Raw genomic sequence first — 13,602 nt, 5'->3', positions numbered from 1 at the left:
AACAAACAGCTTGGCTACAATAAATTTTCTTTACCGTTCTACAAAAGAACAAGCACCTCTTAATATAAGATTATTATACCGTCTCGAAGGAATAGATTATGTATATGGGGCGAAAACCCTTTTAAAAGTTGATAAGGAATACTGGGAGAAATACCATGACCAAAAACGTCCTAAATCTATTGAAATTGCGAACAGACAACGAGAAGTAAACGCAGAGATTAATAATATTCAGAACTTTGTTTTAAGTGCGTTTGAAAAAGCCTTGCCGTCTGAGGTTGATAAGTCTTGGCTACAAACGAAAATAGACAACTATTATAACCGAGAACCTGAGGGGGTTCGAATTCCGCAAGGATTAATCCAGTTTGTGGATTATTACATACAAGAGAAAGGTAATGATATTACTCCATCTACAGTTAAAAAGTTAAATGTAGTCAAGCATAAATTAGAGCGTTACGAAAAAGACAAGAGAATTACGCTGCTTATTTCTGAAATAAATGAGCAATTCAAAAATAATTTTATAGCATACTGTACAAAGGAAAACTACGCAATTGGTACTATACAAAGAGATTTAGTATTTATTAAAACTTTTTGTAATTATGCTTATGAAAAAGGATTAGAAGTAGATAGAAACCTCAACAGACTACGTATAAAAGTCAAAAAAGAAATTAAGCATCCCTATTTATCACTTTCAGAACTTGAACAAATAGAAAAAACGAAGCTAAACGAAAGTCTTTCCAATGTTAGAGACTGGCTAATTATTTCGTGCTACACAGGGCAAAGAATATCCGATTTTATGAATTTCAATGCAAGTATGATTCGTGTAGAAAATGGTAAGCCCCTGCTTGAGTTTAGACAAAAGAAAACCAATAAATTAATGACTATCCCAGTACTTCCTAAAGTAATGGAGATATTAGAAAAAAGAGGTGGGGAGTTCCCTAACAAAATATCTGACCAGAAATACAATGATTATTTAAAAGAAGTCTGTAAAAAAGCGGAAATAAATCAAGAAATAGAGGGTAGCAAAAAAATGGAGGTAGAAGTAAACAGCGGGAAATATAGGAAAGATGAGGGGGTATATGAAAAATGGGAACTTGTGTCCTCACATATAGGGAGACGTTCTTTTGCTACCAACTTCTACGGTAAAATACCAACAAGCCATTTAATTTTTATGACTGGGCATACTACCGAAAGAATGTTTTTAGAATATATAGGGAAAAGTACAAAAGATACTGCTCTTGAACTTTTTAATTATTTTTAGGCTTTATGATTACGCACATTATAGATGAAAATGGTAACTCAATACCAATAGAAAATTTTTTACAAAAGCGTCCTGAATTTATTAACATCGATGAAAATTTTCATTTGAGAAAGGCTTATATAGAGCGATTTAAAAGGTTGGCAAGCAGAAAACCTGATTACGATTCAAAGGACATACTTAATGAAGAATTTAAGCATAATATTGATATGTTTTACAGTGAGGAGTTAAAAAGAATTCAAGCCAAAAAATATAATTTGGCTGTATTTTTAGATATGTATCAGTTGCTATTAAATGTACTGAAAACACACAAAGCGGATGACCTCATCAATAAAATTCAATACAAATATTTTAAAAGTCGTATTGAAGAGCTTGTAGGAGTAATTCAGTTAGAACAAAGGTACTCCACCCAAAAAATAAATGAAAGTATCCAAAACGTTAGTAATTTTAAGGATAAAGTTTGGTTTAAGGCAGGTATACACATTGCAAATGGGGATTTGTACAGAATGAGAGAGGAAAAGCAACCTAATGGGCGATTTAAGTCTTTCGCTTATATTGCTGATGAATTAGGAAATAGAAGTTATGCTCCGTATTTTAGTTCTTCTTTTGGTGATAGTGCTCCTGATAAAAATAAGAATATTTATTACGATCCTGAACATACTAAAATAATTTATGAATATTGTATTGAAAATAATTTTGAGCTTTGCCGTGAGTTTCTCAAGAAATACAATACTATTCAACACCAATCAAAAACAATACAAAAGTAATACGTATCAATAATTTGTATGGTTTGCAGTGTATCTAATTTTGCTCTCAAAGCAAATAGATATGGATAAAGCAATCATTTTACAAAGCATTGACAAAGAAACTCTTTCGGAGCTAATTAGCGAAACTGTACGTGTTCAGTTGGAAGAGGTTTTAAAGTCTTATTCACCTAAAGACTCCGAAGAGTTGTTAACCCGTGCTGAGGTATGCGAACTGCTCAAAATTGATGCCTCTACATTATGGCATTGGACAAATAAAGGTAAAGTAAAAGCTTATGGAATAGCCAATCGACGTTATTACAAAAAGAATGAGCTATTAGAAAGTCTAATCCTTAAAAAATAGACTATGGGCTACGACTGGCTTAAAATTGAGGTATTAAGACCTTTTTCGGATATCCTTATAGAAAAATTAGACTGGGAAATAGTTACGTGCAAAAAAACAGGAGATATAACTGGAAAAAATTACAAAGCCTACTTAAAAATATTCGATAGAAAAGGATGTAGTTTTGAGATTATTCAATTTGAAACAGGTAGGGTCTGGATAAGCGGTAGCATCCATAAGTACTGGAACGGAAACAATTACAGTTCTATTACACTTACTGAGATAGAAAAGGCGTTTACTCATTTGTTAGGTCAATTCGGTATTAAACTTATAAATTGTTTGATTTTAAAACTTGAGTTCGGAGTAAATATTCCAATTGATTTTGATCCGTTCGATTTTATTAACCGATTGATTGCCTATGGGCATACTTCTTTTGACCGAATGGGAAAGATTGGACGTAGATTTACTCTTACAGAGTATGAGGATAAATTTTATAGCAAGAGTTTTCAGTGCGGTCTATCTACCCATGTTCTAAGAATTGAAAGAAAGGTCACTGATAGTGTTTATTTGCGTAAAAAGGGTATTTATACACTGGCAGACCTGTTCAAAAAAATAAATGTAGAAAAGCTTGCCAATGAGTTATTAAAAATATTTAAGTTTTTTATTTTCGATGATTGGAGTATAGACGAAAATAAATTAACAACCAAACAGCAAGTGGAACTGGCAAAGTATCGAAATAGTGAATATTGGTGTAGGAAAGATAAAAATCAAAAAAATATCTTGTTTAAGGGTTTGGATGCAGAGGGACGTAGGAGCGCAAAAGATAAATTCCGTACTATCATTAAAAAGTATGGCTACGAAAATTATTTATCAATTATCAAAGACAACGTTATACGAACTTTAGAGCTTTTGCAAAAAGAATATTTTACAAAATCCCATGTTTCCGAAGTTCAAATGTGAGTTCGGAAACATGGGAATTTTTTTAATACATAATAAAAATATATTAGTAATACAAAAGTACTATTCTGAAGTTCGTGAGCCTTGCCCTATTATAAATGTAAAAATTATCAGCAGTAAAAAAAGAAAAGAAAATGAGCAAAGTTCTGAATCACTTAAGCCCATTTTAAAATTAAAATATTAAGTAATTTTGTGAAGTAGCTAATTTATCCTATTCATCATACTTTACTAATGAAAATGGAAAAGAGCTACTTCACACTATAGTACTTCATAGGAAGAGAAAAGCAAACGCAGAAGGTATAAGGTGTAAAGCTCTATTTTAATTAGTAAAATAGCTTTATTCATAGCCTTTCTTCTGCTTTACTATGTTTTACATCAAAGGAGCTTTACAATTGATAAAAAATATCTTTTTGCCTTTTTTCTGTTTCTCTCATTAAATAAAGCAATGTTTTCGCATGACAAATTATTTTACAAGCATTTTATAAAGTGTGCCTTTTATGATTAGTTACTTTTCTAAATGAAAAAGACTAATTAATGTTTTAAATGGTTTTTTTATGACTGTTTAAACATATAATATAAACAACAATTGAAAATCAAAAATGTAGTTTATTCTCAATCATTAAGAGATAAAAAATGCCCATTTTAATTAAAACTGTTTTGGGCGATTAAAAAGAGATAGATTGCTTTTATTCATGGGTGTTTTTGCTAATTGAACACAGTCAGTTGCCTTGCAAAAAAGACTATAGTAGTAACGTCAAAACAAAATCTTTCCAATTTTTCGTTTTTAGTCCCATTTTGTAGGAAAGAAAAAAATACTAATTTTGAAGTTCAAATTTTAACGAAACAAAGGCGTAAGCTATTATAATTGGTTCAAGAAAACCGCGAATTTTCTACAAACATCCAAAGAGTAATAGGCTTATGCCCGTGTCCTATATTGGCGCGGGCTGAGTCATTCTGGATGTTAGGTTCTTCGCGGTACCTCTTGACCGATTGGCTTCAGTTCCGCGCTCTTTTTATTAACTCTCTATTTTCGGAACTGGTAGAACAATATCAAATTATGACAAATGTTTTACTAAACTTTTATTCTTTCCTGTGGATTCCCGTAAGGAAACCTCATCCATTATCAAGTATTTGCATTCTTATTAGAATCAAAAGATGCTCAAAAATCCTCTTATTATCCCACAGTGTATAAAGTTATCTCTAAATCATAAAAACTTATTAAAATCAAATAAATGAAATCAAAACTTTACACATTAGGACTATTGCTAATTGTTTTCTCCTCAGCAAGTGCACAAAAGCTATCTGAAATTGACACTTTGACCTATGCAAAAATGGTAGATAAACAGGAAGCAAAGAGCTTTAAAATGGGAATGGATATTAAGCATTATTTAGCCTCAGATAAGAATGTTTACAAGGTCGGAGATACTTTAGTGCTTGGTAATCCTACGGGAGAATCAAAATCAGCATTCAGTAAAAAAAGAAATTTTGAATACCTCTTTTACGGAAAGCCTGCTGGTGTACTTCTTAAAGGGATGAGGTATGTTGAGGAAGAGTATAAGGATTATAAAGTAACGGTTGAAAAGATTCAATTTAATAAAGGCTCTTTAGGATTGGAAAATTATGTTTTCTTCTATGTGAAACCGTTGCCTTCTACTAATTTTAATCTGCTTGACAAGTATATTACCGTAACAATGGTTGATAATGCTCTTGCTAAAGGAGAAATTAAACCATTGAGAAATACTCGACCTTTGACCAGAGAAGAAGCGATAGAAATCCTTAAAAAGAAAAAAGAAGAATTAGATCTTGAAATTATTAGAAAAGAGGAATTTGATGCCTTAAAAGAAAAATTAACACCTCTTATTAAGGCTGGTAAATAAATATTAATTGTAAAGATAATGCGACAGGTTCTGTCGCATTCTATCTTTAGATTTACCACAGTTAAAATAAATCAAAATATAGGGAAAATACCTACATGATAGTTTTTTGACTTTATATAAATTCACACAAAATTTTTAAATGAACAATGAAAAAAAATTACTTAAGTGCATTTCTCTTATGCACAGTTCTTGGGCTGTCTGCCCAGGAAATACTTTGGCAAAAAGACATCAAATCCTCTACCCAGGATTTTTTAAGCCAGGTAACCACTACGATCGATCAGCAGTATCTTATTACGGGAAGCTCTATACAGTCAGGAAGCGGAAAGATAGAGGCTGGAAACAGGCAAAATAACGGCTACGATTTTCATCTGGTAAAGTTAAACCAACAGGGAGAACAGGCCTGGGAAAATTATTTCTCAGGAAACAACCACGATTATTTATCATCAACCGTAAATACCCAGGATGGCGGATTCCTTTTAGCAGGAACCTCTTATTCCGGGAAAGGGCTGGACAAAAAAGAAGACTCCAGAGGCGGCTCCGATATCTGGCTCATCAGGATTAACGAATCCGGGGATGAATTATGGCAGAAAACGTTGGGAACGTCTTCCGATGAAGAAGCAAAATCAGTCATCCAGACTACTGATTTAGGCTTTTTTGTTGCTGGAAATGTGCAAAATTCTTCCCAAGGCTACGGTTCTAAAGATGTCTGGATTATAAAGTTAGACAAAGATGGAAAAGAACTCTCCCAATTGATTTTAGGTGGAAAAGGGTTGGATGAAGTGGAGAAAATGATTCCAACAAAAGATGGCGGTGCTTTATTGGGAATTTATTCCAGAAGTTCCGAGGTTCGTGATTCGGGCTCTGAGAAAGGTTCCGGGATGCGAGATGCAGGTTCTGTATCAAATGGTCAAAACTCGAATCCCGTATCCCGCACCGCAAAATCCACAGAAAACTTCGGTGAAGGGGACTACTGGATCATCAAATTGGATAAAACGGGAAAAGTAGAATGGGAAAAGAACTTTGGGGGTAAAGGAGACGACCATGTGAGAACCCTGTCTTTAACTTCAAATGGTTTTATCATTGGAGGGGAATCCCGTTCAGAAAGATCAGGAAACAAAACTGTAGGAATTGAAGAAGGTACTGACCTTTGGATTATTGCCCTTAACGAAAGAGGGGAAGAGCAGTGGCAGAAGTCTTATAATTTCAAAAACCGTGATATTTTAATGGGAGCAAGTGTTATTCATTCCGCAGATGATAAGTCTTCCAAAGGAATCCTGTTAGGCGGTTACACCCAGGCAGAAGGAAGGATAGAAAAAGATGATGAAACCTTTTGGATGTTGTACCTGGATGGCAATGGAAATGAACAGTGGCGAAAATATGTAAGCGGAGAATCCAGGCAAAAAGAAGAACGGCTTTCAGATTTGAAATTAAATAGGGATGGTTCTATTATCCTGGCCGGAACCAGTGCAAAGGAACTAGGAAAAGAAAACTGGAAGATTGTAAAGCTGGGTGATAAACAGGTAAACGACCTGATAGAGAAGTATGATATTAAGATTTATCCAAATCCTGTATTGGATTATGCGTATGTAGAAATCGGCTTTGACTTCAAAGAGGCTGATATTATGCTGTATGATATGAGTGGAAGGCTGCTTCAGAATGTAAAAACAAAGAATAGAGTGACTAAGATTAATACACAAAATTTAATTCAGGGAGCTTACTTAATAACCATCAAAACAGATAATAATAAAACAGCGAATGCAAAGCTGATTAAAAAATAAAATGATGAAAAAGAAAATAGATATACATACTTTAATATTACCACTCTTTCTTACAATGGGGTTCCAGCAAGGGTATGCACAAAACAGTATTGGCGGACCAATAAAAAGCTCAATTGCCTCTTCATCCAATGCTTCACTATCCAGCTATTCCAATGTTCCGGTCAATGAAGCCACAGGACTCCCAAGTATTGATATTCCACTCTTAAATTTTCCCTTGGATAATAATATCAGCTATCCGATCAGTCTGAGCTATAATGTTAAAAATTCTGAGAATTCGGATAGGATCAGTGATGTTGGCTTTGGATGGTCTCTATTGGGAACCAGTGTTATTTATAAAAAAATAGTAGGTACTTTGGATGAGTGCTATGATTCTCAGTCTTCATCTCCAAATTTTGCCGTTCAATCTGATGATATTTACTATTACAGTTTACCCGGCTTATCAGGGAAGTTTATATTTAAAAGAGATTTTACAGCCAATACTATTACTCTGGTTAATCTAAGCCCCAATAATGCCAAAATAGAATATGTGAGAGAAAGTGGTACTGGAATCATATTCAGAGCAGACACTTTTACGATAACTGCTGATAATGGATATAAATACTATTTCCAGCAGTATGATTATAATCAGTTTGACTGTACCAGTAGCATCCCCGTCTTTAAATCAGCTTATTATCTGACAAAAATTATAAGCCCTATAGGGATCGAAGTTGCAACATTAGACTACGAAAAAAAGACAAAAACTTCATCTGTATCTGCCGGACAAATTATATATCAGTATTGTAAAATCAAATCAATAAAAACACCAAAAGGAGAAGTTTCGTTTGATTTTGCCTATGATGAAAACCTCCAAAAGACAGTTAATGACCCTTACACCCTGCAAAAGGTTACCCTAAAAAATCCGGCCGGTGAAGTGCTGTACAGCTATGCAATAGATAACAGCATTCTTACTTATCCATATGATGATCCGCTGAAAAGCAAAAGACTTTTAAACCTTGTAAAGAAAAATGATAAAAACGGAATCAAGATCGAACAAACTTCTTTTGTCTATAAGAACATTACAGACGAATTTGGGCGGATTAGAAAAGACGGTATTTTAGAAAAAATAGTGAGTCCTGCAGGTGGTGTCATCCATTATAATTATGAAGGTAATGAAAAGTTTTTTGATTATAGCGATCCGAATTATCTGGCTTATCTGGAAGAGTATGATTTTAATCCTGTTGTTCAAACTAAAGAATCATTATACAGTTCTTCTCTTAATACTGAAATCGCAAAAACATACAATTTCACCATTCCCGGAGATGCAGGTAAAGTAAAGAGATTTGAATTATTAATTAACATACAGAACTTTGATTTTCCCTCTCCCGAAGTACCTGATGATCCTTTCTTTCCAAAACCTGTTAGTAAGAATCCAAAATTAAAATTTGTTTTAAAGAAAGGGACACAGCAAATCTGGACGAAAACATACAATAATATAGCGTATCAGGATACATTTATCTTCAGAAATAATCCAGGAAACTATACTCTTGAAATTGTATCTGTAGATGAGGCTAAAGGAAATGGTGATTTTTCAATCATAGGAACTAAATTTTTACCAGGTCCATTTAGGAATTCAGTTCCGGCAGAAGGCAGCAGAATTAAAAATATTCAGTATTATAAAGATATATCGGCAACTTTACCTGAAAGAACCATCAGTTATGGATATGATTCTTTCACCTTATCCAATAGTACCAGTGGGTACCAGTTTAATAGCGAGAGAGAAGATGCCGGAGACAGGTTATCTTCCTATATTCTTTACAAAAATGTCAAGGTTTCGGAAAATGGCAAAGGCTACATTAAAAAAACATATAAAACGCCTGATGATTATCCCAAAGTTCAAAATGGAGGAACTCAATTAGAACCTACTTATTTTTGGCCGTATTATTCGGTGACAAGTTCAGGTGTGCCCTATAAAGAGGATGTTTATGATGAGCAGAATACTTTATTGATTTCTAATGAATCTAATTATGAATTAGACTATTATTCTGATAATGAATATAATTTAAATTTTATAGCGACTCAACACTCCACCAAACCCTCTTTTATAAAAAGGGTAATTCAAAAACAAAAGTTGTTTTATCCCGGAGGAAAAGTACTGGAGAATGAATCGGAAACCCAGATTAATACGCTGAATTTTAAGCCTTCTTATACGAAATCTGTTACTGATGGAGAAATTCTTGAAAAATTTTTAACCTATCCTGCCAACCTACCTGGCTATACACAGCTTCAAAATGCTTCTATAACAGGACTTCCTGTAGAAATCCAGGAAAAGAAAAACGGAAAGATCTTATCCGGGACTAAAACGTTATTTAGCAATAGCTCTTTACTGCCAACCTCTGTTATTACAACCAATATAGCAGATGGAAGCAGCAAAGAAAGCTTAAAAATGGATTTGTACGATGGTAAAGGTAACCTTCTTCAGGTTTCCAATTCCGTAGGATACCCTACTGCAATGATCTATGGGTACAACCAAACCTCTTTAATTGCAAAAGTGGAGGGAGCTGCCTATAGCCAGGTTGTGTCTTTGGCAGCCGATATTATTCAGGCGTCTAACAGCGATAACCTGAATGGAGCTCATGAACCTGCACTGATTGCTGCACTGGATAATTTCAGAAAGAATCCCGCTCTGTCAGGTTATCAGATAACTACTTACACCTATGATCCGGGTGTGGGCATTACCAGCACAACATCTCCTTCCGGATTAAGGAACATCTTTCAGTATGACAGTACAGGAAGACTTAAAGCTGTGAAAAGAATGGAAAAAGATGCCGGCGGATCTGTATCCTATACCACATTAAAAGAATATCAGTACAACAATAAACCCTAATGTAATCATGAAAAAGATTTTAAGTATTTTAAGTTTGTTGTTTGCAGGCTTGTATTTTGCACAAACAAATCTAACTTCTTCAGAAAACTATATTTACAGTAAAACCTGTCTTTCTAATGACTGTTCCAAAGTTTCAGAAACCGTGCAATATTTTGACGGATGGGGAAAACCGGTTCAGGTTATTGATATAAAAGCTACCCCACAGGGAAAAGATATGGTAAGCCATATTGAATACGACCCGTTTGGAAGGCAGGTGAAAAATTATCTTCCGGTACCCCAGGCGGGAACCCTGAACGGAGCCATCTATACCGCTCCATTAGCCAATGCCCCAGCTGTATATGGTTCAGAAAAGATTTATTCAGAAAACATATTGGAAAGTTCTCCTTTAAGCAGGCTAGTGAAAAAAATACATACAGGGAATCAATGGGCTGATAAACCTGTTAGTTTTAATTATGATGTTAATGTGGATGGTGAAGTGTCTCAGTATATCATTTCAACCTCCTGGCAGGAAGGAAGAACAAAATATGGAATTACCAGGCCGGGGACTTTCAGTAGCAATACACTGGCTAAAAATACAGTTACCGATGAAGATGGAAATATGAGTACCACATTCAACAACAAAAAAGGACAAACGATACTCATAAGAAAGAAAATTAATGGGCAGAATGCAGATACCTATTATGTATACAATGAATTTGACCAGCTTGCTTATGTAATTCCACCACTGGCCTCACAATCCGGTTTAGTAGACCAGGTAACTCTGGATAATCTCTGCTACCAGTATCATTATGATGGTTGGAAAAGATTGGTAGAGAAGAAAATTCCCGGAAAAGGTTGGGAATATATGGTGTATGATAAAAAAGATCGGTTGGTCTCTACTCAGGATGCTAATTTAAGGACGAAAGGACACTGGTTATATACCCAATATGATCAGTTTGGAAGAGTAGCGATAACAGGTATTTGTACAAACCAGGGAAATGGCACAAGACAGGGAGAACAGTCTGTTGCAGATGTGTTTGATAATAATAATGTAAAAAGAACCTTACAATCATTTTTCTATGTACAGGGCATGGATGTTTTTTATGATCCTAATGGCACTTATCCCAATGGGACTTGGGTAACTCTTCTGTCAGTTAATTATTATGATACCTATCCGTCATACAGTTTTGCGCCACCATTTCCGGCTACAATATTGGAACAGCCTGTTATTACAGATGCACAAAATACGTCCGTTAATACCCGGACACTGCCTACTTTAAGTCTTGTAAAAAATATAGAGGATGACAACTGGACAAAAAACTATGTCTGGTATGATACTAAACAAAGAGCTGTTGCTGTCCACTCTATGAATCATCTTGGTGGGTACACCAGAACGGAGTCTGAGCTGGATTTTACCGGAATGGCAAAACAGTCAAAGGTATACCATAAAAGAATTCCTTCCGATACTGAAAAAATCATTACCCAGACCTTTGAATATGATGATGGGAACCGCCTGAAGAAACAATGGCATCAGGTAGATGGTAACGCTAGAGAATTATTGGCAGAGTATACTTACAATGAACTTTCTCAACTTACCAATAAAAAAGTTGGAAACAATCTACAGAGCATAGATTATGCTTATAATATTCAGGGTTGGATGACCAGCGTGAACGATCCTGCGAACCTTGGCGGAAAACTGTTTGGATATGAAATGAAATATACCAATCCTTTAAATACCAATATTACACCAGGAAAGTTTAGCGGGAATATTACGGAAGTAGATTGGAAAAATGCCTCTGAAAATATTCTGAAAAGATATACCTATTCTTATGATGCCCTTAACCGTTTGAAAGATGCTGTTTATTCGGAGCCTAATGCTACCGCTCCGTTTAACAACTATTACAATGAACACCTGACCTATGACCTGAACGGAAATATTGCCACATTGAAGCGAAATGCTTTTCCAGCAACAGGAAATACAGCCACTCAGGTTGATGATCTTGTATATGAATACTCTGGAAACCGTTTAACCAAAGTGATAGAAAATGCACTGAATGAAACTGGATATGAAGGCGGAAATAATCTTGTCACTTATGACCAGAATGGAAATATGAAGGATATGCTGGATAAAGGAATACAGTCAATTGGGTATAACTTCCTTGATCTGCCTAACCAGCTTTCTGTAATAGAAAATTCTCTTGGTGTAGTATCAAATGCTAATATCAATACGTTGTATAGCGCAGATGGAACAAAGCTGAGAAAAACAAAACGTTCTAAACGCGAAGGAAAAGGAGCTTTAGATATTACCCAGATAACGGATTATCTGGATGGTTTTCAATACCAGTATCAGGAAGGCGGAAGCTGTATCACCTGTAGGCTGGGAGTAGCCTATGAAGCACAGGCATATAAGGGAATTAACGGTCCTATTGTGACAACTCCTGAATGGAAACTTGATTTTGTTGTTACTGCAGAAGGATTCTACAGTTTCACTGAAAACCGTTATATTTACCAATACAAAGACCAGATTGGAAACAACAGGGTCAATTTTGCCAAAAACAGCGCAGGCGTTCTTGAAATTATAGACACTAATAACTATTATCCTTTTGGGTTAAACCATATTGGGAATTCCTTTCTGTCTGGTATAGGAAGTTATAATGCTTACAAATATAATGACCAAGAGGTACAGGAAACAGGAATGTACGACTACGGATGGAGACAATACATGTCTGACTTAGGCCGTTGGAATGGGATAGATCAATTATCTGAAAGTTATGCTTCACATTCACCATATGCCTATGTAGCCAATAACCCTGTCAGCTTCTTTGACCCGGACGGAAGAGAAATAATAGGTTCCGGAAGCGGCTGGAAATTTACAGGAAGCGATATTGACCGTCTCGGAAGCTATTTTAGTGGTGGCGGAGATTATGGTTTCTTTTCAGGACAGTTGAATGGCTGGGGAGGCGGAAACAACAGTGCATTCTGGAGCGGGCTAAATGGCGAAGAAGGAGGTTTGCATTTTAACCTTGATCCGGTTATTATGAGTGGTAAAGGAACAGCCTCTACATGGAATTTCGGAAGCAATTACCTTCCTAATGCAATGGCCATGATGAATGGCTTTATAAAAGCATCTGAAAGCTGGACACACCGTGTGAAAGCTGACGATATGGCTTGGAGATTGTCTGGGGTGAGAGGTGACAGAGGTATTATGATGATTGGTGGTGCGGGAGATCCTGCCGGAATATTTGACATTGGAGGGCAAGTTTTAAGTACATGGGAACCTGAAAATAGATATCTTGCAATGGCTGCCGGAATTATAGGGGCTATAGCATTAAGAAAACCAGGGTTAGCTACAAAAGAAGCGACAGGCGCATATTATTCGGTGGCCTATGAAATGAAATTAGCAGATAATTTGTATCCAGGTGTGGGATCCTATACACATTTTAAAACTGCAAATACCGCATTATCTCAAGCTATGGCTAAAGATGCCAAATTTGCGGCAGGAATTACAGATTTAGGAATTACAATTCCAAAGTCTGTAACAGGAAATATTGGAGGTACATCTCCAAAAAATTGGGTTTGGCATCATGATGTAGGGCAGGGAGTTATGCAATTAGTTCCAAAAGCTCAACATACTAACGGAAGTATATTTTGGAAAACAATGCACCCTAATGGTAAAGGAGGCTTGCAATCTTGTTGAAAACAGAGAACAAAGCTTTCAAAGTAGAAAAATATGTTCACTCCTACCCACACTGTTGGAGAACTGACAAACCGGTATTATACTATCCTTTGGATTCATGGTTTGTGAAG

The 13,602-nt window shown here is 35.5% G+C and carries 8 protein-coding genes; all 8 read left to right on the top strand.

Annotated elements, in window-relative coordinates; translation table 11 throughout:
• Positions 1 to 10 precede the first annotated feature (10 nt).
• Positions 11 to 1,258 (top strand): site-specific integrase, encoded by a 1,248-nt coding sequence (locus tag NBX25_RS22130; RefSeq protein WP_250255456.1) that lies wholly within the window; start codon positions 11 to 13, stop codon positions 1,256 to 1,258.
• A gap of 5 nt (positions 1,259 to 1,263) precedes the next feature.
• On the top strand, positions 1,264 to 2,022 hold the full coding sequence (locus NBX25_RS22125) for a polysaccharide deacetylase family protein (RefSeq protein WP_250255454.1): 759 nt from the start codon (positions 1,264 to 1,266) through the stop codon (positions 2,020 to 2,022).
• 61 nt (positions 2,023 to 2,083) lie between these two features.
• Positions 2,084 to 2,362, top strand: a complete 279-nt coding sequence (locus NBX25_RS22120) for a helix-turn-helix domain-containing protein (RefSeq protein WP_250255452.1) — start codon at positions 2,084 to 2,086, stop codon at positions 2,360 to 2,362.
• A 3-nt stretch (positions 2,363 to 2,365) separates the two neighbouring features.
• Positions 2,366 to 3,301, top strand: coding sequence for a hypothetical protein (locus NBX25_RS22115; protein ID WP_250255450.1), 936 nt, complete (start codon positions 2,366 to 2,368; stop codon positions 3,299 to 3,301).
• A gap of 1,229 nt (positions 3,302 to 4,530) precedes the next feature.
• The gene (locus NBX25_RS22110; RefSeq protein ID WP_250255449.1) at positions 4,531 to 5,175 is read left to right on the top strand and encodes a hypothetical protein; all 645 of its coding nucleotides are present in this window, start codon (positions 4,531 to 4,533) and stop codon (positions 5,173 to 5,175) included.
• A gap of 146 nt (positions 5,176 to 5,321) precedes the next feature.
• Complete coding sequence (locus NBX25_RS22105) at positions 5,322 to 6,953, top strand: T9SS type A sorting domain-containing protein (RefSeq protein WP_250255447.1); 1,632 nt, start codon at positions 5,322 to 5,324, stop codon at positions 6,951 to 6,953.
• A gap of 4 nt (positions 6,954 to 6,957) precedes the next feature.
• Positions 6,958 to 9,816 carry a hypothetical protein gene (locus tag NBX25_RS22100; protein WP_250255445.1) on the top strand — a complete coding sequence of 953 codons (2,859 nt, stop codon included), beginning with the start codon at positions 6,958 to 6,960 and terminating at the stop codon, positions 9,814 to 9,816.
• A gap of 7 nt (positions 9,817 to 9,823) precedes the next feature.
• On the top strand, positions 9,824 to 13,492 hold the full coding sequence (locus NBX25_RS22095) for a DUF6443 domain-containing protein (protein ID WP_250255443.1): 3,669 nt from the start codon (positions 9,824 to 9,826) through the stop codon (positions 13,490 to 13,492).
• Positions 13,493 to 13,602: the final 110 nt, after the last annotated feature.

Origin of the sequence: Chryseobacterium sp. Marseille-Q3244 (genome assembly GCF_940807095.1) — a bacterium.
Classification (GTDB): domain Bacteria; phylum Bacteroidota; class Bacteroidia; order Flavobacteriales; family Weeksellaceae; genus Chryseobacterium.
The sequence above is the reverse complement of the archived record's forward strand: the minus strand, read 5'-3'. Positions and strand labels throughout refer to the sequence as shown.

Excerpts from the sequence above, each read along its gene's own strand:
- NBX25_RS22125 (WP_250255454.1), top strand. The coding sequence starts at position 1,264 with ATGATTACGCACATTATAGATGAAAATGGTAACTCAATACCAATAGAA.
- NBX25_RS22120 (WP_250255452.1), top strand. The coding sequence starts at position 2,084 with ATGGATAAAGCAATCATTTTACAAAGCATTGACAAAGAAACTCTTTCG.
- NBX25_RS22115 (WP_250255450.1), top strand. The coding sequence starts at position 2,366 with ATGGGCTACGACTGGCTTAAAATTGAGGTATTAAGACCTTTTTCGGAT.
- NBX25_RS22110 (WP_250255449.1), top strand. The coding sequence starts at position 4,531 with ATGAAATCAAAACTTTACACATTAGGACTATTGCTAATTGTTTTCTCC.
- NBX25_RS22105 (WP_250255447.1), top strand. The coding sequence starts at position 5,322 with ATGAAAAAAAATTACTTAAGTGCATTTCTCTTATGCACAGTTCTTGGG.
- NBX25_RS22100 (WP_250255445.1), top strand. The coding sequence starts at position 6,958 with ATGAAAAAGAAAATAGATATACATACTTTAATATTACCACTCTTTCTT.
- NBX25_RS22095 (WP_250255443.1), top strand. The coding sequence starts at position 9,824 with ATGAAAAAGATTTTAAGTATTTTAAGTTTGTTGTTTGCAGGCTTGTAT.